Source organism: Noviherbaspirillum sp. FW303-A3 (assembly GCF_058788695.1).
The window spans coordinates 160386-182787 of the sequence record NZ_JBYTAZ010000004.1 but is presented as its reverse complement, the minus strand read 5'-3'; the positions used below and the strand labels follow the sequence as shown (position 1 = coordinate 182787).

The window sequence follows — 22402 nt, the reverse complement described above, 5'->3', positions numbered from 1 at the left end:
TCAAGGAGATAAAAATGGGTACCTTTGACAAAAAGCTCAGCAAACGTCCGCTCCGTGGACATGTCTGCTTGCTCGGAGCCGCCGGCGGCCTGAGCATGCTGCTCGCCGCCAGCGGCGCTCATGCTCAGACCACCTACAACCTCGCCGGCTTGGCCGATTTTACGGGGCCCTACGCCGACATCATGAAGGACGTCACGGGCTGCCGCCGCGGCGTGGTCGACTGGTGGAACGCCGAAGTTGGGAAGGAACTGGGTGTCGCTCTGAAGATCAAGGATTACGACACCCGCTACGACGTCGCGCAGGTAGCGAGCCTATGGCCGGGAGCCAAATCGGAATTGAATCCGATCTTGGTGTTCGGCATTGGCGGACCGGATGCCGCGGCGTTGCAGGAGCGTCTGCCGAATGACAAGGTGCCAATGATCATGGCCACCGCCGGCTACGGTTACGGATGGAAACCGAATCCCTGGGTCTTTAATGCGCGTCCCACCTATCCGCACGAGGCGACAGCCTTCATGGAGTGGTTCCGCAAGAAACGCGGCGGCGAGGGCCCTCTGAAGCTGGGCATCATTTCCTCGGAAGCTTCGCCGGCCTACGTGGACATCCATAAGGGCATGGAGAAGTACGCGAAGGAGAACCCGAAGCTGTTGGAAGTGGTTGAAACCATCTACACCGAGGTACAGCCGACGGATCTGACGCCGCAGGTAGCACGACTGGTACGCAAGGGCGTGGAAGTCATCCAGATCCAGACCAACACTGCGGCCGTGGTAGCGACCAGGCGCGCGTTGCAAAGCCTGGGCAAGACCAACATCCCCGTAATGATGAGTGCCCATAACAGCCTGTTGGCGTCCGGTAAGGCCATCGGCGGTCTCGCGCAAATGGAAGGCAATTACGAAGCCTACGGCATGGCCATCCCGACCGAGGACAAGACTACGGCGCGCGGCTTTTATGAAAAGCTGCGTGACAAGTACAAGGTCACTTCTGGCTACAACGTTCCCTGCCTCATGGGCCTGAACCAGGCGATTGTAGCGGTGCGTACGATCGAAAACGCGGCGAAGGCAGTGGGCGCGACCAAGCTGACCGGCGAAGTCGTGCGCAAGGCGCTGGTGACGACCCCGATCACGACCGAGCAAAGCTTTGGCGTATTGCCGACGTTAACCTACTCCGAAGAGGCGCCGTTTCCGACGCGCGGCCTGACGGTGAACATTGGCACGGTGCAAGGCGGCAAGTACACGATCGTGGACCAGAACGTGGTCGTTCCTGTCCTGAACAAATGGTAATACTGCGTGACGCGCCCCGTCTCTTACGGGGCGCGTGAACTGCTTGGGAGAGACACTTGCTTGAATTGAATAATGTGGAAGCGCTGTACAGCGACGTCATCCTCGCCGTAAAAGGAATTTCTGCCAAGGTTCCAAAAGGGAAGTGCGTGACTTTACTGGGCGCCAACGGAGCTGGTAAAAGCACGACTTTGAAGGCCATATCGAACCTGATCAGTTGCGAGGACGGCCGGGTTTCAGGCGGCGGGATTTCCTTCGATGGTGCGCCGCTGACCAATCAGGAGCCGGCGCATATCGTCCGGCACGGCATCGTGCATGTCGCCGAAGGCCGGCAGGTACTGCGGCACATGACGGTCGAGCAGAACCTTATTGTCGGCGGTCACATGGTGGGCGGCGCCGAGGCGCGCCGGCGCCTGGACCAGGTGTACCAGCGCATCGGCCGCCTTGCAGCTTTGCGCGGGCGTACCGCGGGTTATTTGTCGGGCGGCGAACAGCAGTTGCTGGTGATTGGCCGTGCCCTGATGGCTGACCCGAAGCTGATGATGATTGACGAGCCTTCGCTAGGCTTGGCACCGCTAATGATCGAAGAAGTGTATGCCTTGCTGGCGCAATTAAAGGCGAGCGGCCTTACACTATTGATCGTGGAACAGAACACGCGCGTTGCGCTCGACTTGGCGGACTACGGCTACGTGATGGAAAACGGTCGCATCGTGCTTGAAGGCGCCGCCGCCGACCTAAAGGCGAACGAGGATGTGCGCGAGTTCTACCTCGGCCTGACCATGGATGGCGAACGCAAGAGCTATCGTGACATGAAGCATTACCGGCGGCGCAAGCGCTGGCTCGGTTGAGCGACGAAACGATGGGGGAGGAAAGCATGACCAATTCGCATGAGGAGCTGGTTACCCGTTCGGACCGTGGCGCAGTGAGCTATCTAGGCCTGAACCGGCCTCAGCGCGGCAACAGTCTGTCGCTCGCGATGATCGATGCACTGCATCGGCGCCTGCTCGAGCTGCGTTCGGAAACGGGCATTGGCGTGATTGTGCTGAGCGGTGTGGGCCAAAGAATTTTTTGTGCCGGACACGACCTGAACGAGTTCAACGATGAAACGGACCCTGAATTCTTCAAGGCCGTTTCTGTGCGCTGCTCGGCCATGATGCAAGCGATGCGCGAGCAGCCGCAAATTGTGATCGCGCGGGTGGAAGGCGTCGCTACCGCTGCCGGCTGCCAACTGGTGGCCAGTGCCGACTTGGCGATCGCCGCCAGCGACGCTCGATTTGGCACGCCGGGCGTAAACATTGGCCTCTGGTGTCTGACTCCGATGGTGGCGCTCGGGCGTAGCGTCCTAAGCAAGCATGCCATGCAAATGCTTGCGACAGGTCGTCTGCATGATGCTGAGTTTGCCTTGCGCGCTGGCCTGGTCAACCAGGTGGTGCCAGCTGCCGAGCTGGATGCTGCGGTTGCGGCGCTGGCAAACGAGATTGGCAACAAGTCCACATATACGCTGGCGCTCGGCAAGCAGGCGTTTTATCGGCAGTTGCCGATGCCGCTGGCGGATGCCTATGAGTACTGCGGTGAAGTGGTGGCGCGCAACATGGCACATGCCGACGCCAAGGAAGGCATCCGCGCCTTCGTGGAAAAGCGCGCTCCGCAGTGGATCGGCCGGCAGCCCTGAGTCATTCGGAGGCGCTCGCCGCAGCAGCCAGCGGCGCCGCAAAAAAGGAAAAATCTGATGGAAAACCTGTTCAGCCTGCACGGCAAAACGGCTCTCATCACCGGAGCCTCAGGTGGGATCGGCCAGCATGTTGCGGGCGTTTTTGCGCGCGCCGGCGCCACCGTGGTGCTAGCCGCGCGGCGCATGGATCGTATCGAGACGGCAGTTGCGAACTTGCGTAAGCAAGGCCACGCCGCCCATGCGGTTTATCTCGATGTCACTCAGTCTAAGACCATCGCGGCGGCATTTGATGGTGCGGAGCAGCGGTGCGGAGCCTCTATCGATATCCTCTACAACAACTCGGGTGTCATCTACGTCAGTCCCTTCGTCGAGCAAAAGGAAGAGGAAAGCGCGCGCATCTTCGATACCAATCTGAAGGGCGCCATGCTTGTCGCACAAGAGGCAGCACGTCGCATGTTACCGAAGGGCGCAGGAGCAATCGTCAACATCGCCTCGGTGGCCGGCATGCGCGCTGGCGGCTGGCTCGCGAGCTATGCGGCGTCGAAGGCGGCGCTGATCCACCTGACCAAGGTGATGGCGCTCGAACTGGCGGGCAAGGGAATCCGTGTTAATGCGATTTGCCCCGGTACGATCGAGAGCGACATGCACGATGCCTTGAGCAATTTCCAAGAAGGTTTGCTCAAGCGCACACCATTGCGGCGCTTCGGCAGGCAGGACGATCTAGACGGCGTGTCTCTGTTGCTGGCATCCGATGCTGGCCGCTACATTGTAGGTGCGGCGATACCGGTAGACGGCGGGCAGGCGCTGGTCTGGATGTGAAAAAGGGTGAGAGTGCGACTACTCAGACGGCGAATTGATTGAACTCCTTGATCAGCGTCCTCGCAATCTCGGCGGCCGGCTCGACGGTGCGCACCGTGCCCACTCCATGGCCGGCGCTCCAGATATCGCGCCAGCGCTTGCCTTCGCTTTCCTGACCAGGGATGCGAAAAGTTTGATCGTCGTCGTGCTCTGGATACAAGCCGTAGCGTTCCAAGCTGCTGCGCAAGAAATTACCAGGCATGCCAGTCGCCGCCGTGGTCAGCACGATGTCGTCGACGCTGCTGGCTGCCAACGTGCGTTTATAGTCTTCCGAGGCGAGACTTTCCTGGGCCGCTAGAAAGCGCGTTCCCATATAGACGCCATCAGCGCTGAGCAATTGCGCGGCTCGTATCGCCCGGCCATCCGTGATGCCTCCGGCCAAGACGATGGGGCCATCGTAGAAGCAGCGTACTTCGCGAAGAAAGGCGAAAGGATTGATCCATCCCGTATGACCGCCGGCGCCGGAACACAACAGGATCAGGCCATCTACTCCCGCCTCGATGGCGCGGCGTGCGTGCTTGACGGTCGCTACGTCGCAAAACACCTTGCCGCCATAGTCGTGTATTGCGCTGATTGCCGGTCCCGGATTTCCGACACTCGCAATGACTAGCGGTACGCGATGCCGTACTAGGATGGCGAGATCGGTGTCGCGCCGACTGTTGCTGGGATGCATAATAAGATTGACCGCAAAGGGGACCACGGTTTGTCCAAGTCCCGCCGCGCGAGCAGTGGCGAGAGATGTCTCTATGTCCATCAGCCAGTCTTCTAACACTTCCGGCGTACGGGCATTAATCGACGGAAAGGAGCCGATTACTCCAGCCGTGCAGCAGGCTTTTACCACCTCGGGACCAGAAATTAGAAACATCAGCGCCACGATGACAGGTAGGGTAGGCGGGCCGGGAATGCGGCAGAAGGAGTCGAAGGTCAAGACGTAAGCTGGCCAATCAGGCTGTCAATAAATTCAGCGGCTGCCGGGAACGCAGGGCGATTTTCATCTAACCAGGGTGTGAACTAGGCACGCATCAGCCACAATTTACCTGTTGGTCAATGGTGCTACCATATGGTTAAAATTTCGTCCAGTGAAAGAATGGCAGGTGGTTCTTGGAGAAATGAGTGATTCACATCTAAAGCACCGAGCGCCCGGGCCGGGCGCGGAAATGCAACTCCCAAGGGGCCGGAAGGCTTATTCTTAATAGGACGACGCGCGCACAAGTTTTATAATTGAACCTTTGGTAGAACATGTTATCGACAAGTAGACTGTGCCGGCACAGCGACGAGGGAATCCAATTGACAAAGGCAGAAAACATCATCGAACGCGCGGAGGCAAAGATGGCGGGCACCAAGAGGAAGCCGGCAGCACCCAGACGCTGGAACAATCTGGTTAAGAGCCAAGACGAACAATATCAATTGAAGCGGCAGGCAGTGATCGCTGAGGCCACACGCGCTTTCGGACATCGGGGCTACCAAAACGTCTCGCTCGACGAGATTGCAAAGAGCCTTAATGTGACCAAGCCAGCCTTATATTACTACTTCAAGAGTAAGCAGGAGCTGCTATACGAATGCCACAACCTGTCGATGGAGATCGGGGATATGGCGCTCGAGGAGGCGATCACGACAGGCAAAAACGGTCTCGAAAAACTTGAAAAGTTTTTGTCCATATATATCCGTGACTTTGCCAGCGAATTGGGAGCTTCTGCGGTCCTTCATGAGTACAACGGGATGACCCCCAACGACCGCAAGCGGATCATGGCACGCCGTCGTCAATTTGACCTGCGCCTGCGGAACTTGATCCAGGAAGGTATAGAAGATAAGACCATCGCCGAGTGCAATCCGAAACTCGCTGTCTTCTGGTTCATGGGTGCAATCACCAGTATTCCACGCTGGTACAGGCTTGACGGCGATCTCTCCGGTACCGATATTGCGCAGGCGTTCGTTCAGTTTCTTGTGAAGGGCATTCAAGGTCAGAAGTAACAAAGTTCGCTCGATATGGCGGTTGCGTGTTGATGTTCACGTAAAACTGACCCAGTGGGAAATTCCAGCGGCATTGACAATTACCGCGATTGCAGACCGTGGCTATTTCAGTGGCGTGGAGATCCTGGCCTGCGAAGAGCAAGGGATCACGCCGCTTGTTCCCAAGCCGATCACATCAAACAACCGGGCAAAGGGGCTCTTCGACAAGCGCGACTTTACTTACCTGCCGCAAAGCGACGAATACCTGTGTCCCGCAGGGGAACGTGCAAAGTGGCGGTTTCAGGCCGTAGAGAACGGCATGGTACTCGACAAGTACTGGTCCTCATCTTGTCCGAGTTGCTCAATGAAGCCCCGGTGTACCACAGGGGACTATCGAAGAATTGCACGCTGGGAGCACGAAGACGTGCTTGAGCGGATGCAGCGCAGACTGGATGCGCGGCCGAAACTGGCAATGGTGCGTCGATGCACCGCCGAACATCCCTTCGGCACCCTGAAAGCGTGGATGGGTGTTACCCACTTCCTGACCAGGACGCTACCAAAGGTGCGAACGGAGATGAGTCTTCATGTTCTGGCGTATAACATGAAGCGGATGATGCAAATCATGGGGATGCAACAACTGATTGCAGCGATGACGGGATAGGCAGTATTTAAATCACATTCTAAAAACACTCTTTTAGGAACGCTCCCGTTACCTTCGAATCGCTAATGCGTTATCACACAGCCTCGGTCGCTTTTCCCCGTTTAACTAATAGGTATGGCGGTCCGGTAAAAGACTTATTCCTGACGGTGCTCCAGGTACTACCCTAACCGTGGGCGACGCCTGACAAGCCGAGAATTATTATCGGTATACGTTGAGCTGCCGAATTCAAGGCCGCCAGGCGGCGTAAATTCCCACATGAATTCCTCGTCAGTCATCCAGTGGCGCGCTTGCTTGAGCGCCAGCACTTTGGCATAGAGCCGCGATTTTCTAAGCCTGTTTTTCATTTATACGTATCCGGAATCAGCTGATGCCGATACTCGTACTACCACTTGATCTTGTGCAGTTCCTCGGTCTCACGGTGACGAGCGTCGTCTGATGAATGAAGATATACGCTAGTCGTGGTGATCGATTCATGCCCAAGGTTGTCACGAACATGTCGAAGATCCACCTTGCTGTTCGCCATGTGGGATCCAGCAGTGTGTCTCAACCAGTGTGCTGATGCAGCTTCAACGCGAGCAGCCACCGGTTCAAAGCCTGCGCCGCGAGCCTTTAAGCGATTCGCAGTGTCCAGGAAAACTTGCTTGACGAGCGCGTGCACTGCGCCGCGTGTCATCTGACGCTGCCGTGTACCAATCGGTAGAAGCAGTGGGATTTCTTCGGAAGGAGTGGGGAAGGGAGCTAGGCCTTTTTCTCGCCGATAGCGCGCCAGCTCGACCATCAGCTCGTTGGTCGCGGGGACAATTCGCGTCTTTTCCCCTTTGCCTACGATTTCAAGCCACCACCGTTCCTCGCCATCCTTGTCCCGGCGGCAGAAAAAGCCGCCCATCGTGTTCCCGACGACTTCCGAGATCCGCAGGCCACAGAGATATAGCAACGAAAACAGCCATCGCGTCCGCAAGTAGTGTTCGCGCTCCCGATCCGTCTCCTTGGGCATCGCATCGATGGTGAGCTTGACCTCGGTCCACAGGTCTTCTTCGAGATAACGAGTGACCCGAGGCTTCGTTTTCCTGGTGCGCTGACGTGACAGGGACAGCGGATTACCGGCTAGGTAGCCTGCATTCACAAGCCACGAGAACAGCGTGTTGAGGATGATGAATGCCTGGCGCTGGCTCGCAGGGGAGAGCGGGCCAGCGAATGGGCGCCATTCCGGATGCGACCTCCCGAACTTTCTGCCGTCACGCATGACCCAACGCGCTGCTGGCTGCGGGTCGGCAAGGAAGTGCTGATATGCGAGCAGGTCCTCGTGCGTCAGCGACGAAATCGGTTTCTGCAGTTGCGCCGTCGACCACAACAGGAGCCGTTCGGCTTCCTTTCGATAATTGTCGAACGTGGTTTTCGTGTCGGCGAAGCGGGCAAGCCAGGCTTTGATCGCATCGATATCGTTCTGTGCGGCGATCTGAGGGCGGTTTCCTGTCGCACGGTTCGTACCGTTTCGGCCGTCAAAGTCAAGTGAAATAACGACGGATTCAATGGGAGCCAGTGAGCTGGCAGATGAAGAGACGTGAGCGTCGATGGGCATTTGAAGGCCGTCGAGGAATGAGAATTTTATTCGACATTATAGTATTAATGTCATATTTGCCGGAAGGGAGGGTATTTCGGAAATGACCCAATATTCGTGAAGCCAACAGTGATGCACACTCAACAAATGAACAAAAGCCAAAACTTCACCCACTATCTTATCTTTTATTCTATTAAAAACTCCGATAGCAAAATTTAGTTTTGGTGATGTGCCCGCGGGTACCGAAACTTGGGTCATTTCGACCTGGGCACCAAGCGTACGGATTGGGGAAAACTGACGCTACTTATTTCGCCTTGCGGCTGCCCGAGGCCTGATTACCGGCGCTCTTCGAAGTCGTCGATCGTTTCGCCGGAGGTTTAACTTTTCTGGCGTTTGCAAAGAGTTTGGTAACACGTTCAAACGCGACCTCGTCCCCGGGCAGTGGGTCACGGCCAACCAGCTTATCAAGTTTGAATTTTCCGCCCGAACTATCCGACACCAGCTGCCTCTTTGTTTTTCCGGCCGTTTTCGGCGGCGGTTGCACTTTTCGGGCGCGATCGAATAAAGCATTAATGCGGTTAAACGCGACCTCATCGCCAGGTAGCTGATCACGTCCGACGAATTTGCTCAGCCTGATTACCATAGGCTTCTCCTCTTTAGGGGCGGGCGGGGGTTGGCGCGGCCTTGTTTCTTTCACCGCAGGTACTGCGACTTTTCTTGCGCGAGCGAAGAGCTCGGTCACGCGGTTAAACGCCACTTCATCCCCGGGAAGTGGGTCGCGACCAACCAACTTATCAAGCCTGTAGTTCACAGCACTTTACGTGGAACGTGGACGTTCATCAGAATACCTTAACTCCATACTACCTTAATCCCGCGACAACGTATGGGGTGAATCAGAGCGGGCAAAAACGCGAATTTTCTATAGCCAGCGCACCGAAAGGCCACTTGAAGTAAAAATATGACGACAAAGAATCGGCATCATCACGCAAACTAAAGCTATGTGGGAAAGAGCAAAATCGGCGTTTTGCTCTTTCCATCATGCGATTACTTCTTATTCCAACACACATTTAGTTTGGAGCACTACTCGCACAAATTTGCTTAAAAGGAGGCGATGCTTATAGAAAATGTTTTCTACTGATAACTGTAGTTATCCACGGCATTGATTATCAGCGGCAATACGTGCTTTAATTACTCCATAATTAGCGTATTACCCCTATGACACATGCCGCGCATCTTTAAAACGCCGCTACCGCTCGAAAAGATTGATCCGTTAGTTTTACCTGATAACTTATCAGGCGTCAATGGCACCAATCGCGTCACTCAGGCTGACTGCGGAATCCGGGCGTCTACCGATCTTGAAGCAATCCAAAGCTTCCTTGAGACAAAAACCCAGGGCGCCGGCAGTCAGCAGACTTATCGCGCTTACCGAAAGGAATGCGAGCGTTTGCTTTTGTGGTCCTGGATCGAGGCTGGCATTCCAATGTCATCCCTGAAGGCCGACGACATCCAGGAGTACCGCCGTTTTCTGGCGGACCCTCAGCCCGCGGAGTATTGGGTCGGTAAATCGAACTCCCGCGAAAAGGAGAACTGGCGCCCTTTCCAAGGACCGTTGGCCGAGGACAGCCGTATCTACGCAAACAAGATCCTTCTGTCCCTCTTTGGCTACCTGCAAAAGGCCCATTTCCTCAAACAGAACGTCGTGGAGCTGGCGGGCCCTATTCGAAAAGAGGAAGAGGAACACAAGGACACGCTGAAGGCGATGGACACCAACCGCTACTTTCCGGAGCGGTTGTGGGCTGAAATCGAGAAGGCGCTTGATTCGCTTTCTACGGAGACCGAGAAGCTTGCCATGCGCAGTGCGCGCCTGCGGTTCATCATCTACGCTTACTACATCACCGGCTGCCGACTAACCGAGCTCACCAGCGCAACAATGTCGCAGTTCCGTAATTCCGAGGAAAAGGACGGAATCAGCCGCTGGTGGTTGAAAATCCGGGGCAAAGGCCGCCTGGACCGGGAGATTCCAGTCCACGACTTGATGCCCGAGTTGGTCCGGTATCGGAAGGCGCGTGGCCTGACCCCCTACCCTCGCAAAAGCGAAACAACAATTCCTCTCATTTCACGCATCCATAACCCGACCGAGGCGGTGACGGGAAGTGTCGTTGACAAGGAAATCCGCCCTTTTTTTGTCGCCCTGGCGAAGCACATTCAAGCTGATTATCCTGAAGGCGCGAATCGGTTAACGCGCGCAAGCGCGCATTGGATGCGGCACTCGCGCGCATCTCATGCGCTAGCCGACGGCGCGTCACTCCTCAGCGTTAGTCGCCATCTCGGGCATTCCGATCTCAAAGTCACATCGGCCTATCTGCATGAAGAAAAGATCGTGCAGTATGAGGAAATGAAGCGGCCGCCAAAAGCCTAGAGTTGATAACCACCTCCCATATAGAGAGGTACTGGCGCGTTTGCAGATGGCACTGGGTGGCCATCATGTTCTAATCACCCCTCATATAGAGAGATACTTGAACCAGTCCGTAGTCACCGTCTGAATCGCCCCGGAATTCGTGGAGACTGGTTGGTTTAAGTTGAGACCTCAAGGCCGGTCTCGATGGCCTGTTGCTGACAGAAAATCGTTGAGTACACTCCCGGGCAACGGCCCCTGTCGGAACCGGCAGGGGATTAAGCCGTCGACGACTTCATAATCCGACCTTGCCCCCGGGACATGTGGCCGCCGGCGGCCCAGTATCCCTCCAGGTTTGCGCACATCGTGAACCGTGCCCGTTTTATCAATATTTCGTAGGAGCTGCGTTGAGCACGTGGCACGCTCTCGTCGGGTGCGATCACATCCTCTAGCTCAATCGAGTTCCTGATAACAAGGCCCGTTAGCCCCGCTATTGACGGCTGGAGGAAGCTGATCTGCTTTAGAAGATAACGGTCGACCAATTCTGCGAGTGCAAGCGGCCGCTCATCAGGAGGCAGTTGGTGCAAGCGCTGCCGCCTGTTCACCTTGCTGCGCGAGGTGAATCGGTACATGACGTAGTCCACTGGCTCTTCTACCAGTTCAAATCGTTGCAGGGTAACAGTGCGCTTTGCGAAGCAGCGCTCCCCAAGTGCTTCTTCCAGAACCAGCCGTAATTGGACCGCGTACCGGTCCAAAAGCGCTCCCATCTCATCGCCGGTTGCAATCACTGACACGGTGTTCTTGTATCCCGTCATTACAAACCGCGGCAGGGCGCCCGGTTCTCCTTCATTATCGTGATCCCCACCATGAGAAAACAGGAACTTTGCCGCGACATCGGGCGGGAAAAAACGTCTTATCTGCTCGCGCAGAATGCGAGTCGCCTCTCGAAGGGGAAGCGCCGTCTCAAACATGTAGTCGTACGCGATCTGCAGCTGAGTCATTTTGCCTGTCTCCCGAACCGCTCCTGGCAACTGCAGAATTCATCCCATACGGCGTGAATGTCGCCGGTATCGAGCGGCTTGGTGTGGGCGAGATGGTTGCGCGCTTCCTTCAGCGCATGCAACAGCCGGTACAGCCCGTCCGGCATCCGTTTGAGGCGGTGCTTGCCGAAGATGAAGATAATCTTTCCCGGTTCTACGGCCGTGTATTGGTCACCCTCCTCCACAATCAGCCGTTCCCACTCGTCAGTGACATGCGTCGAAATCCAATACCCAGCGTGGCGGGTGAACTCGAGCAGGGTTGGAAGCAGGGACGTAACCTGTTCCTGCCAGATCAGTCGGTCTTCGTAATCGCGTGCCGCCGCCGGCGCCACGCCTTCCCACGGGATCTGCGGCCCGCGATCGAGGGTCATGCCAGCAAGTTCCCCCCTTTCCCAGCGCAGCCAATATGCGTCCGGAACGTTCCAGCGGATTTCGCTCCGGGGCAGTTCCATCGCGTCGGGCATGCACTTGCCATCCGTCTGCAAGCCGCTCAAAAAGCCGTTACGGATGCCTACGATCTGGCGCGGCGCCTCCGCGCAGATTGCTTTCAACAGAAAAGGGTCGCCGTTGGCCGCGCCCGTATAGGACGCGATCTGCCATGCCTTCGTCAACGGATTCGTCGCTTCGCTTTCCAGCCAGGCCGTCGCCAGTCCCCGCATGTCTTCCCACCGCAGCGCATTCCAAAGGTAGCGGTGTTTCACTGCGGGAGAGCTTTTGGTGACCGGTACCCGCGCACCGTGGCAAAACACCACGAGCGGTCGCAAGCCGCCCTCCTCCACCGACTTCTCATACATCCGCTCCAGCCTTCCGAAGAGCTTTCCCCAAGCCTGGGAGGGCGGACGACTGAAGCCCACCGACAGGACGGTCACTCGCCGGGAAATCAACGACCCTTCCAACGCCTCTTCGAGACTTTTTGCCTCGTCATTGATCTCCTGCTGAAAGCTGTGTTCAGGGCGCGGGTCGTTTTCGTCGAGAAAAACCGTGTTTACCCCCTCGCCCAGCCTGCGGCTGATCGCCGCAACCAGTTCGGTTTCCCAGTCCTGCGCGCGGGCAATGGGCGGGAGATGGAAGAATGCGACCTTCCCCCCCCGCAGGTCCGTGACCGTATGTTCGGCAACGCTGACAATCGACGGTGCTGATGATATTTCCATCTTTTCTTTCTGCTAACAACCCACGAAGCACGTCTTCGCGACAATGGCCGGGACCACAAACTCGTCCGCGGAATGCGACGTACCGCGCAGCAGTCCGAGATGCGTCATCCATTGGATGAAGACGTCGGTTGCCATGTCCTTGCTCAAATCCGCGAAGACATCCCACCACTGGTCGCCATCCAGCTCCGACAACACCTCGCTCATCAGGGCACGGGTCACCGTGAACCGGCCCGTCTTCTTGTCCTCCTCCAGCACGAACGGGAACATCGATTCCGCCGCGCAGCGCAATGCGTGCGGCAAGTCGGTAATGCCGAACAGCTCCCGCACGTCGCCAGCGGCGACCGCGCCCAGCCTTTCCTCGAGGATCGGCAGCGCGGCATCCGCACTGGTGATATCGCGGGTCCTGCATTCGTTGACCAGTTCTTCAACCAGGAAGTGGAAGCCCCCGCTCTTCTCCTGAATCTCGCTGCTGAACTGCTTCGCCTTGTTGCGGATGCCGGCGACCTCCAGTCCCTTCCACACGGCGCCATCGCTCCACGGTTGCAGGATGATCTCGCTGAACTGGGTGCTCCGCGTGTCGGAATGGGCGCGGCGGTCACCGGCCGAACTGCGTTCCGCATGCACGCGGCGCGTTACCAGCCAGTCCCAGAGCTGCTTCGGTCCGGCCGTCACGAACAGCCTTCCCTTGGAGTTCTTGCTGCACGTGCTCTTGCAGTGGAACTGGATGTCCCTCACCACATCGTTGAGTGGCATGCCCGCCGCCAACAGTTCCGCGGGCGCCGTGATAAAGAGGTGCTTGCGGTCGCGGGGCCGGAAGAATTTCACCACTTCCGCCGAGAAGCGCTCGACGTTACCCATGAATTGCTCGCCGACGTCCTTGCGCGCCCAGGCGTCCTGCCCCTCACCCAACGCCTTGGCGACGCGCACGATGTTGTCATCGACCTTGGGCAGGCCGAGCGCGCGGCTCCCGAACACCAGCGTTACGCCGGAGGCCTCGGGGCGGCTAAACAGTTCAGCTTCCTGCCCCATCGTCAGCGCGCTATAGTGAGCGCCCTTTCCGGACTGGTAGTGATGGAACTCGCGCGGGTTCGCCTTGCGACGCGACTGCTGCGCAATCAGACGCTCCATCTCGTGCTCGATGACGTCGCGGTTGCCGAGCAGCCGGAGCAAGTTCGGGCTGCGCAACTGGTAGGTACGGCTGCCGTCGGTGTCGGTACGGACGAGCACCCCGAGACCCTCCATCTCCTCCAGCAGGGAACGGATGCTTGCAAGGTCCATCGAGGCGAACTCCGCGCCCCACCAGTACGCGCCAAGTTTCTGGAATTCCGACTCGCTGCGTGCCTGCGTCGGATTGCCACTCAGGACCAGTGCGTAGACCAGGACCTTGTAGCGGTCGTCCAGATCCAGCGTCCAGTCGAAGCGATCACGGATGTCCTCCGTCAGTTCCGGGTTGCGCTCCACTTCGCGCAGGTCATCGCGGGTGATGACCCGTACCGCGCCCTGCACTTTCTTCTGGCGCGTGGTTTTCTCGTAATACCGCGACAGCAGGCGGTGGCAAAAGATCTGCATCAGTCCGGGGTGGTAGTTCACGGTCGACATGATCCGCAGAACCAGCTCGGGGCTCTCGAACTCGAAGCCGAGTGCACGCATCGGGTTGACCACGAGACGCTGCGCCGCCTCGGGGGGCAGCGGGCTGATCACGATTTCCCTGCCCAGCTGCGCGAACGGATGGTTCTTCCACCGCTGGAACTGCTGTACCGACTGGAGACCGGCGAACACCGCCTTGAACTGGCGATTCGTGTCTACCATCAGGCCGCGGATCGTCTTGATCAGGCCAAAATCATGCTGCGCGTCGAGGTTGATGAGGTCATCCGCCTCATCGAGGAGAAGCGTCAGGCTGAGCGACGGGTTCTTGGCGAACGCTTCTTTGATCGCTTGCGTCACCGCTGCCTCAATGCGATGCCCCGCTTTGGCCACCGTTGCCTTCAAGTCTGCGAATTCGGACAGCGTCAGTTCGTTGGCAACGTATTCCCAGAACATGCTGCGTACTTTCTCGTACGCTTCAGTTCCTGCGCCCAAATCGTCGATGTCACGGTACAGGATGTACCGGTTCGCTTTCGGCTCATGGTACTTGTTCACCAGGTGGCGCAGGGTCGCGGACTTGCCGAGTTGCCGCCCGCCGAACACGATGCACGCCCCATCCTTGTCGAGCAGGCTATTGACCTCCCGCTCGCGGCCGACAAACGTCTCTTCCGGAACGCTCTCGCCCTTCATCTGATAGGGTTGCGAATATGTAAACGGCAAAGCGACGTCAAACAGAGTCTGCTGCCGGTTTGCGCGACTGAGGATGAAAATAAGGCTGATCAGGTCGACCGTCAGCAACTGCATCTGATCCGCCGCGCACAAGGCGCGCAGACGATGACGCATCAGGTTGCTCATCGGATGCAGCGACAGTACCAGTAGCGGGGCGCGCTTGAGTGCCAACTGTCCTACCAACTCCCGAATCTCATCTTCCGTGTAGCGGCGCAACAGCAGCAGAACCGACAACTTGCGCTTCAATTCCGACCCGAAAGCGGGCACCGGGCACGTCGGGTTGAAGCGCAGTCCGACATCGGCGACGCGGTAGTCGTTACCCCGGGTGCGGATCTTCACTTCCCCGACCATCTCGATACCCAATGCGGCAACGATCAGCGGCACGAGCGTGGGCGTGGAATCGGAGGCCAGTCCTTCGCGGGCACGCTGAATACCTTCGAACGTCTTGATTGCCGATTCGCGTTGCGGTTTTTCGAGCGTATCGAACGGCAGTCCCCACGCCGCCGTGCCGCCCTTGATGCTCTTGATCAACTCGTCCAGCCGCTGGTCAGCCTTCTGCAATGCTTCAGCAATGATGGGTTCAGCGGCTTCAAACTCACGCACGAGCGAACAACCACTTACCTGCGTGTGGGCCAGGCGGCGATGAGCACGCAGGGCGTTTTCTGCCTGATGAATGATTTCGGCGGCTGCGACCTGGTCGCCGGCGCCGGTGCTGGCGGAGAAGTGCTGGACGAAGTACTCGCGATCTTCCTGCCCTTCGGGCGTGTCGGGGAACAGCTTCGCGATCTCGACGCTTCGCTCCTCCATCTTCAGTTGCGACGCGGCCTTAACGCGGTCAGTGAAAGCAGCCACTTCCCCGATCTTTCCGATCACTTCCAGCATTCGAGGTTCGTCCGCGGTACGGATTCCGGTAAGCGCTGTCCTGGCGGACATGAGTTTGCCGAGAATTTCCGACCGGTTGACGTGTTGCTTGGCCCGTTCCGTCTCACCGTGACCGTCACCGGCGCTTTCCGGCTGCTCGAATTCGGTCAGTTCGCCCAACAGGTACGCGTCTTCAACCCGCGTCTCGAGATCGTAAATCTGAATCAGGAGATCGTTGCTTGTCTTTTCCAATGCCTCGGAATAGTCGTCCTGCGCGCGCTCGGACAGCGCAAAGGTATCGACCAGGTACTTGGCGCGCACGAATTCGTGGCGGCGCAGCGCTTCCTCGAAAGCCGCCTGCGGGTTGGCCTTGAGGGCATGCTGCAGCATGTGCACGAGGTCGTCTTCAGCGCCGTCCAGCGGCATGAAGTCGTCGTCGAGCCTCACACTGGCGTGCGGCGCGAGCATGGTATAGATGTCGCGTTCGACCTGAAGCGGTTCGCCGGCCAGGACGCTGCTGATTCGCTTGACGGTGTACGAAACCGACTGCAGGGCTGCGTCCATCATCGCGGTATTACGCCCGAGGTTGCCTTGAATTTCAGAGATAACCGCTGGCGCGGCTTTGCGGATGTAGGTGCGTAACGCCTCGATTTCCTTGCGGCGGAAATTATCAACGGTGCCAGTCGACATCTCGGTGAGTTCCACCCAACGACGCGCAAGCCCGAGGCTTGTGTTGACGTAGCGCATGAACTTGGCACGTGCGGGTCCGATCATCGGCGGGCAGCGCCCCGGAACCAAGCCCGGCGCCAGTTCGTAGCTGTCGGCAAGGGTGTCAGGCGAGATGCTTTCGATCAGACTCTTTGCTTCTTGAATCTTCGCACGCTCGTTGCCGGTTACGATCGCATGCAACATGGCCAGCGGCATTCCCTCGCGGTAAATGGCGTGAATGAGGGATTCGCCGGGCCAGAACGCCATCTTCGACACGCGGGCCTTGTGTAGTTCGTTGGCGGATTCAACCGCTAGTTCTTCCAGCTCTTTCGAGTGGTCCGTCGATGCGCCCGCGAGCATGACATCCGATGGGGTCAGGTAAATGGACTTGTTGCCCAGGTCGACCAGCTTATTGAACATCTCGTCGAGCTTCGGAAGTCCCGTTTCAGCCTTCTCGCGGAGCGCATAGATGCTCGACGGCTTGTCAGCGCAGAACAGCATCGGCGCCATCAGAGCCCCTGCGAGCAAGATCCGATTGTGCGGCGCGTCGGGGAAGGACTGCTCCAGCTCGGCAAGGCTACTGCTGAGCTCGCCCCCAATGAATCCGCCAGGCAGGATCCGGTTGCCGAACACGAAAGCGGTGAACGCCGAGTGTGACCAGTCGGGCTCGTGGTTGCGATGCGCGAGCCACGAGAGCCAGAACGCGACGTCGTAGCGGCCTTCGGCGCACGCGCTAAAGCAGCCGTCGATTGCGGAGACAGCCGGTTCTGATGCTGACGCAATCGATTCATCCGCCTCGTCAGTCTTGGCCACGTCGCTGGCAGCGGGAACCCCGGCCAGCGCCGGCGGGTCGTTTTCGGTCGTTTGCGAGTCGGTCTCCTCCATCATTATCGCGACCTCGGGCTCGACAGCGGCCTCGAGCGTCGCCTCGCCAGCGGATACGCACGATTGCTCCGCGGAGGCTGTTGCGCTCGCGGGCGTCTCGGGCGCGGGCAGAGAGTGCTTCTTGGCGTTCCCAACGATTCCGGCCAGCGCGTCCTTAGTAATGGGGGCGATGGGTGTTGTGTCGCCGGGCTTGGGGATAACTACAGGCGTCGAAGGCCCGAGTGGAGGCTTCTTGCCGAATGCGGTCGACAGTGCCTCACGCAATTCCGGGGCGGACGGTGCCGGACGCAATTTGTCGTTTTCCGCCGGGATCGTCGCCGCATCCGGCTCCTCGCCTGCGTCATCGCCTTCTTTGCCTTGTGCTTCAGGGGTAGCGTCGCGGAGATCAGGGCGCTCGACGGTAAGGTCGAAGGTGTCGTGATCCGTTGCCTGGCAGCGTTGCACCAAGGCGATGACGAATTGCGTGATCGTCCAGTCTGCCGGGTCTTCCGAAATGGGCGTCTTGGGTTTGGACGGGATGGCCTGCAATTCTTCCATCGCCGTGTCGACGTCCTTTTTGGCGGCCTCGGCTTGCGGGACGAGCTCCGCCATCTTTGTGTACTGCCGTGCTGAAGTTGCCTCTTCGATCAAGGCCTGGACTCGCTTTTCAACTGTCATCGCATTCACGATTTTGTCCAGCGCTCGGACGATTTGTTCGACTCCCCCGGTAACCAGTGCGCGACCACGTGGATCGGCAGCGGAAACCTGCTCGAGGAACCAATCGATGCGTTTGGCCAAGTCGCCAGCGCGGATGCATGAGGTGATGTAGTCGAGGCCCTTACGCAGGCCTTCGTTCCGATCGCATCTGGCAAGGTAGCCGATACGTACCAGGATTTTTGCAACAGCGTCGATAACTGAGATACGGTCGTCAATCATCTCCTGCTTGGACAGGTTGGAAAGGAACGTGACCTGTTCCTGAATCTCCCCGTATGCGTTAGCGCAGTCCGCTTCTGCAGCATAAGCATCAATGTAGTAGTCAGCGAAAGCGATGTCCCCGAGCATATCCTGTGCTTCCTCAAGCCAGTTCTCGGATATGTCAGCATCGTCCTCGCGCCGGATGAACTGCGAAAACCACTCGTAGCAGGTAATGAAGTCTTCTGCACCGGGAATGTTGCGGAGGTGCTGGCAAAGCCGGACGGGCCGCTCATCGTTGGGCACGTCCTGTATGTCGTCCGAAATGTCTTTTAGGTTTTTTTCTTCCTCTTTGGCGACCAGTTCCATGCCGCGCTGATACCACCGGAGCGTGACGAAATACTTGAACAGGCTTTTGTCCTGATGGTTTCGCTCCTGGTTGCGCGGGTCAAACTTGGTGGACTGGACAAAGGCGTGAAAATCCTTGAACGCTTCGGCGTCGCTCAGCTTCTCGAAAAGCTGCGCCGTCAGCTTGGCGGGGTCCTTGGACCATTCGCCCCCGGGTGCGTCCCAGAGCTTCTTCAGTCCGTTGCTCAACTTGTTGATGTGTTGTTGTTCCCAACCCATCACTCGGCGGAAAATCTCGGCGTTCATCGTTGTCATCAGTGTCCGGTCCCAGGTTCGTTATGGCGAGACGAAGGCGATATCATCTCACGCTGTTGCCGCACGATAATATGCAAGTACATCAAGAAAATCGAATTAGCACTGCGTGACGTTGGCGCGATCCCATATCCATGGGAGGAAGGGGCCAGCCATGGCATTAGCCTGCTGCGGTCGTGTATCCTTTTGGTCATGACTGCGTGTTGGAGACCGGTAGATGGAACTGATACTTCGACTGATGCTGGCGATCGGCGTCCTGTGGGCGATGGTGACGTTTGTGTTGATCATTCACGAGTACGGGCACGTGGCGGCGATGAATAAAGTCGGCGTCAAGCCGGACGAGATCTCGATCGGCACCCTCACGGTGTTCGAGGTGAAGATCGGCGGACTGGTCCATAAATTCGGACTGTTCCCGATTGTGGGCTACGTGGTGTCAGAGGGATACCTACGCGCGGGTGTATCGAAACGCGCCATCATCGCCGCCGGCGGTCCGCTCGCCTCGGTCCTGCTTGGTGTTCTTTTTCTCGCTGCCGGATACCTGACGCAAAACTGGCTGGTAGTGATCTGCGGGCAGGCAAGCCTTTTCCTCGCCATCACCAATCTCATCCCCCTTCCCCCGATGGACGGGTGGCCGCTACTTGAGTGGGCGTTGCACAAGCGGGGAATCGTTGTGCCGGAATTCACGAAACGCAAACTGCTCGCCGCCGGCTGGGCTGTAATCGGCGCCGTGATCTTCATCTGTGCCCTGTAGGTCACGGTATTTAGACTCCTGCTTTGAATTACCCTAGAATCGCGAGTACTTCTCCAGCAGGTACTCAACGTGAAAAAAGCACTGTTACTGGCCGCCCTCACGGCCGCTCTCCCCGCTGCGCACGCGGCCGTCGAACTCGGCACTCTCAAAATCCAGTCCAAGGCGGGCGGACCGCTCCGTGCGGAGATCCTCCTTGCGTATGACCATCCGGACGAGCTGCAAGGCCTCATGGCTGGCATTGCCTCGAAGTCCGCGCAAGCCGGGGGAGCCAAGAAGGAGTGGGAAAAGACGCTGAGCTTCGCCCTGGTCGAACGAAACGGGGCGCATTACCTGGTGGTGGAGTCCGTAAAGCCGCTGGCCGAACGCGCCGTCGAGGTCACGGTCGGGGTCGAGAACCGGGATGGGAAGGTGTTCCGGGATTACACGCTCGCACTGATGCCGACCGGATGGAAGGTCGATAGCGGCTCCACGCTCGTCGCGGCAGCGGCCCCCCAGGCTCCCGCGCCGTCGGGTCAACAGCCCGGTGACATCCCGCTGAAGGCGTCGAAAGAGCTGCACCACGTTCTACCCTTCCCTGTCGGCCAAGTTGCCCTGACTTCACCGAAAAGTGTCAAAAACCTAAGGAGCCTCGCGGAGGTGTCGCGCAGCGCTAGTCGCATTCAAATCAAGGGTTGGGCCGGCAAGCAAGGGAGTGACGAAAAGCGCCTCCAGATGGCGTTTTCCCGAGCCTACTTCGTCAAATCGGCCTTAATTCAGGGCGGGGTCAGCCCGGACGTCGTCAAGATCATGCGCCCCGAGCTGGCGCTGACCATGCTCGATCGGGACGCTGACACGACGCCGCGCGTCGTGGCGACCCTGCTGCAGGACGATGCACCCCGGGCAGAAGCGGAATCCGTTCGGCGTGGCGTGGAAGCAATCGCCTTGGCACCGGTCGGCGGCGCTCCCAGCAGCGCCGTTCCGCTACAGCTCGCGCGCGCACTGGAGTTGCGCCGATACTGAGCGGCTGCCGGTGGGCAGCACCGGCCGCTCACCTGATGTACACTGAAATCCCTGCCATATTGACAAGCTGCTATGCGGATACTTCGTCCTGCACTCACCCTCGCCTTGATCGCTGCCGCTATCAACGCCAATGCGGCTGAGCGGGATTTCGGTGCACGGACCTGCAACGAAGTCAACAGTGCGGCGGGCAAGGTCATCGCCGGCGTGACCAGCGGCGCCGGATCCATCACAGCGGGGGGAGGCATTGCGCTGAAGGCGATCGGGGTGTCGTCACTGCCTCATAGCTCCGGCGCGGCGATTGCGGCCGTCGGCGGCAAATATATGGCGGGCACCCTCGGTGCAATCGGCACGGCCACGGGTTTTATTACCGCACCAGTGGTGATCGGGGTGGGAGTAGTAACTGCGGTTGGCGCAGGCGGGCTCGTTGCCTACTGCCAGACCCGCTACCGCTAAGGCGGTTATGCCGCTTTCGCGTGCGCGGTGCGCTGCTCAGGGACGGCGACCACACTATGGGCGCCTTCGGCGGCAACGACCAGTTGGGCCGGCCGTTCCTCAACTACTGCGATCTGGGCTCCCCTGAGGCGTGGTTTGATCAGCCAGTTGTAGGTTCCAAGTACAGCCGTGGCCATGAAAAATACCTGCATAACGATCATGGGCACGTTCTTGGAGAGAATGCCATAGGTCATCCACGCGCTATTGGAGACCATGTAAAGGATGAACCCCCACCCGGCCAGGCGGTGGCGGGAGGCCAGCAACAGCGACCCCGCGATGCCTGTCGCGCAGCCCATCCACTCAATGATGTCGATGCTCATCGCTTGTTCGCAATCTGGAATTCGTGGGTGAAGCAGTCTTCTTGACGGCTGGTGCGGCAATCATTTTCGCTGCCAGTTCTCCGGTGTTCACAGCGTGGTCGACCAGGGCGGCATAGGAGGCGCGGTTGAACGCGGTGCCATGCTCGGAGATCAGGTATTGCGCGTACTGGCCATACTCCTGCTCGGAGAGACCGTCAAACACCGCCATGAAGTTGACGATCGCGGCATTACGCGCAATTTCGGTGGTTTCGACCCGCATTGCCGACACGACCTGCTCGATCTCCGCGGCTGACTTGCGCTGGTCTGGAGCGACGGTACCGTTGATCGTCGTGAGCATCGATTTCATCAACGCATACTGCATCTCAACCATCGCCTTGGACATGCCAATCGCGTTGTCGACACGCGTTGCCCAGTTAATGCGGCTTTGGGGAGGAGGATTGCTCTCGTACTTTCGAGCGAACGCATCGAACTTACCGTCACCCATCAGGAAGTCCTTTTGCATGCGGATGGCCTTCTTGCCGAGGTCGGTCGCACAAAAATCGAGGTTTGTCTTATTGGCTTCCGGCGAGACCGCCTGGCGCACGCGGTTCACGAACGCTTTGCGCACCGCTGCCTCCGAGTTCAAGGTTTGCGCGATCCGCTTTGCCTTGTCCAACGACGCCGGATCGGCGTTTTTCATTTCTTCGACCAGGCCTGCCTGCGACTGAGCGGCGAACTCCTTGATCTGGATGTCCATCCCGCACTGCTTGACGAGGGTTTGTGCCGTCCGGTCATCAATGAGATAGCGCGGGGAACTGGCAGTAGCCGTTGCCGCCATCGGGCAGGCGGCGAGAAGGGAAAGGACGAGCGACGCTGCTTTTTTCATTTGGTATTTCCGGTGAACAGGTTCGTTCGAGCCTATCAACCGAAGTGCTTAATTTCAACTTATCAAAGAAGAAACGGCGCGGGTCACGCGCCGTTCTC

General features: G+C 58.3%; 17 protein-coding genes and 1 pseudogene. 10 read left to right on the top strand and 8 right to left on the bottom strand.

Annotation, left to right across the window (positions count from 1 at the left end; genetic code table 11):
- Positions 1 to 14: 14 nt before the first annotated feature.
- The 4 genes from AC3WOY_RS29150 to AC3WOY_RS29135 all read left to right on the top strand — a co-directional run bounded on the left by AC3WOY_RS29150 (position 15) and on the right by AC3WOY_RS29135 (position 3765).
- Positions 15 to 1277, top strand: a complete 1263-nt coding sequence (locus AC3WOY_RS29150) for an ABC transporter substrate-binding protein (protein ID WP_492430065.1) — start codon at positions 15 to 17, stop codon at positions 1275 to 1277.
- Positions 1278 to 1351: 74 nt separating this feature from the next.
- Positions 1352 to 2122, top strand: a complete 771-nt coding sequence (locus AC3WOY_RS29145) for an ABC transporter ATP-binding protein (RefSeq protein ID WP_492430063.1) — start codon at positions 1352 to 1354, stop codon at positions 2120 to 2122.
- A gap of 26 nt (positions 2123 to 2148) precedes the next feature.
- Positions 2149 to 2946: an enoyl-CoA hydratase gene (locus AC3WOY_RS29140; RefSeq protein ID WP_492430135.1), complete on the top strand. Its 798-nt coding sequence runs from the start codon at positions 2149 to 2151 to the stop codon at positions 2944 to 2946.
- A 57-nt stretch (positions 2947 to 3003) separates the two neighbouring features.
- Entirely contained in the window at positions 3004 to 3765 is a 762-nt protein-coding gene (locus AC3WOY_RS29135) for an SDR family NAD(P)-dependent oxidoreductase (RefSeq protein WP_492430062.1), read from the top strand.
- Between the two features lie 22 nt (positions 3766 to 3787).
- Here AC3WOY_RS29135 and AC3WOY_RS29130 read toward each other — a convergent pair whose 3' ends face one another.
- Positions 3788 to 4732: an NAD(P)H-dependent flavin oxidoreductase gene (locus AC3WOY_RS29130; RefSeq protein WP_492430061.1), complete on the bottom strand. Its 945-nt coding sequence runs from the start codon at positions 4730 to 4732 to the stop codon at positions 3788 to 3790.
- Positions 4733 to 5091: 359 nt separating this feature from the next.
- Here AC3WOY_RS29130 and AC3WOY_RS29125 point away from each other — a divergent pair, with 359 nt between their 5' ends.
- Together AC3WOY_RS29125 and AC3WOY_RS29120 are read left to right on the top strand one after the other, a co-directional pair.
- Complete coding sequence (locus AC3WOY_RS29125; protein WP_492430060.1) at positions 5092 to 5775, top strand: TetR/AcrR family transcriptional regulator; 684 nt, start codon at positions 5092 to 5094, stop codon at positions 5773 to 5775.
- 79 nt (positions 5776 to 5854) lie between these two features.
- Positions 5855 to 6415, top strand: a pseudogene (locus AC3WOY_RS29120) (transposase); the annotation flags it as partial.
- 382 nt (positions 6416 to 6797) lie between these two features.
- On the opposite strand, the gene AC3WOY_RS29115 reads toward AC3WOY_RS29120, so the two are convergent.
- Positions 6798 to 7994, bottom strand: a complete 1197-nt coding sequence (locus AC3WOY_RS29115; protein ID WP_492430058.1) for a tyrosine-type recombinase/integrase — start codon at positions 7992 to 7994, stop codon at positions 6798 to 6800.
- 283 nt (positions 7995 to 8277) lie between these two features.
- Positions 8278 to 8616, bottom strand: coding sequence for a hypothetical protein (locus tag AC3WOY_RS29110; RefSeq protein ID WP_492430057.1), 339 nt, complete (start codon positions 8614 to 8616; stop codon positions 8278 to 8280).
- Between the two features lie 579 nt (positions 8617 to 9195).
- Between AC3WOY_RS29110 and AC3WOY_RS29105 the strand changes: the two genes are divergently transcribed.
- Positions 9196 to 10392 carry a tyrosine-type recombinase/integrase gene (locus tag AC3WOY_RS29105; RefSeq protein WP_492430056.1) on the top strand — a complete coding sequence of 399 codons (1197 nt, stop codon included), beginning with the start codon at positions 9196 to 9198 and terminating at the stop codon, positions 10390 to 10392.
- 254 nt (positions 10393 to 10646) lie between these two features.
- On the opposite strand, the gene AC3WOY_RS29100 is transcribed toward AC3WOY_RS29105, so the two are convergent.
- From AC3WOY_RS29100 to AC3WOY_RS29090, 3 genes are read right to left on the bottom strand one after another with little or no spacing between them, the layout of a single operon-like run.
- Positions 10647 to 11369, bottom strand: coding sequence for a hypothetical protein (locus AC3WOY_RS29100; RefSeq protein ID WP_492430055.1), 723 nt, complete (start codon positions 11367 to 11369; stop codon positions 10647 to 10649).
- The gene (locus AC3WOY_RS29095) at positions 11366 to 12559 is read right to left on the bottom strand and encodes a hypothetical protein (RefSeq protein WP_492430054.1); all 1194 of its coding nucleotides are present in this window, start codon (positions 12557 to 12559) and stop codon (positions 11366 to 11368) included. Before AC3WOY_RS29095 ends, AC3WOY_RS29100 begins: the two co-directional genes overlap by 4 nt.
- A gap of 12 nt (positions 12560 to 12571) precedes the next feature.
- Positions 12572 to 18880, bottom strand: coding sequence for a hypothetical protein (locus tag AC3WOY_RS29090; protein ID WP_492430053.1), 6309 nt, complete (start codon positions 18878 to 18880; stop codon positions 12572 to 12574).
- Positions 18881 to 19094: 214 nt separating this feature from the next.
- Here AC3WOY_RS29090 and AC3WOY_RS29085 point away from each other — a divergent pair, with 214 nt between their 5' ends.
- From AC3WOY_RS29085 to AC3WOY_RS29075, 3 genes are all read left to right on the top strand, one after another.
- Positions 19095 to 19628 (top strand): site-2 protease family protein, encoded by a 534-nt coding sequence (locus AC3WOY_RS29085; RefSeq protein WP_492430051.1) that lies wholly within the window; start codon positions 19095 to 19097, stop codon positions 19626 to 19628.
- Between the two features lie 69 nt (positions 19629 to 19697).
- The gene (locus AC3WOY_RS29080) at positions 19698 to 20627 is read left to right on the top strand and encodes a type IV pilus assembly protein FimV (protein WP_492430050.1); all 930 of its coding nucleotides are present in this window, start codon (positions 19698 to 19700) and stop codon (positions 20625 to 20627) included.
- Positions 20628 to 20699: 72 nt separating this feature from the next.
- Entirely contained in the window at positions 20700 to 21080 is a 381-nt protein-coding gene (locus AC3WOY_RS29075) for a hypothetical protein (RefSeq protein ID WP_492430049.1), read from the top strand.
- Between the two features lie 5 nt (positions 21081 to 21085).
- Here the strand turns inward: AC3WOY_RS29075 and AC3WOY_RS29070 are convergent, their stop codons facing one another.
- Positions 21086 to 21439, bottom strand: a complete 354-nt coding sequence (locus tag AC3WOY_RS29070) for a nicotinamide mononucleotide transporter (protein WP_492430048.1) — start codon at positions 21437 to 21439, stop codon at positions 21086 to 21088.
- On the bottom strand, positions 21420 to 22304 hold the full coding sequence (locus tag AC3WOY_RS29065; protein WP_492430047.1) for a hypothetical protein: 885 nt from the start codon (positions 22302 to 22304) through the stop codon (positions 21420 to 21422). The genes AC3WOY_RS29070 and AC3WOY_RS29065 overlap by 20 nt, the downstream gene beginning before the upstream one ends.
- Positions 22305 to 22402 lie beyond the last annotated feature (98 nt).

Bases quoted from the DNA above. Each gene is read 5' to 3' on its own strand.
- AC3WOY_RS29140 (WP_492430135.1), top strand. From the start codon at position 2,149: ATGACCAATTCGCATGAGGAGCTGGTTACCCGTTCGGACCGTGGCGCA.
- AC3WOY_RS29100 (WP_492430055.1), bottom strand. From the start codon at position 11,369: ATGACTCAGCTGCAGATCGCGTACGACTACATGTTTGAGACGGCGCTT.
- AC3WOY_RS29110 (WP_492430057.1), bottom strand. From the start codon at position 8,616: ATGGTAATCAGGCTGAGCAAATTCGTCGGACGTGATCAGCTACCTGGC.
- AC3WOY_RS29075 (WP_492430049.1), top strand. From the start codon at position 20,700: ATGCGGATACTTCGTCCTGCACTCACCCTCGCCTTGATCGCTGCCGCT.
- AC3WOY_RS29090 (WP_492430053.1), bottom strand. From the start codon at position 18,880: ATGACAACGATGAACGCCGAGATTTTCCGCCGAGTGATGGGTTGGGAA.
- AC3WOY_RS29150 (WP_492430065.1), top strand. From the start codon at position 15: ATGGGTACCTTTGACAAAAAGCTCAGCAAACGTCCGCTCCGTGGACAT.
- AC3WOY_RS29065 (WP_492430047.1), bottom strand. From the start codon at position 22,304: ATGAAAAAAGCAGCGTCGCTCGTCCTTTCCCTTCTCGCCGCCTGCCCG.
- AC3WOY_RS29095 (WP_492430054.1), bottom strand. From the start codon at position 12,559: ATGGAAATATCATCAGCACCGTCGATTGTCAGCGTTGCCGAACATACG.
- AC3WOY_RS29105 (WP_492430056.1), top strand. From the start codon at position 9,196: ATGCCGCGCATCTTTAAAACGCCGCTACCGCTCGAAAAGATTGATCCG.
- AC3WOY_RS29135 (WP_492430062.1), top strand. From the start codon at position 3,004: ATGGAAAACCTGTTCAGCCTGCACGGCAAAACGGCTCTCATCACCGGA.
- AC3WOY_RS29070 (WP_492430048.1), bottom strand. From the start codon at position 21,439: ATGAGCATCGACATCATTGAGTGGATGGGCTGCGCGACAGGCATCGCG.
- AC3WOY_RS29085 (WP_492430051.1), top strand. From the start codon at position 19,095: ATGGAACTGATACTTCGACTGATGCTGGCGATCGGCGTCCTGTGGGCG.
- AC3WOY_RS29115 (WP_492430058.1), bottom strand. From the start codon at position 7,994: ATGCCCATCGACGCTCACGTCTCTTCATCTGCCAGCTCACTGGCTCCC.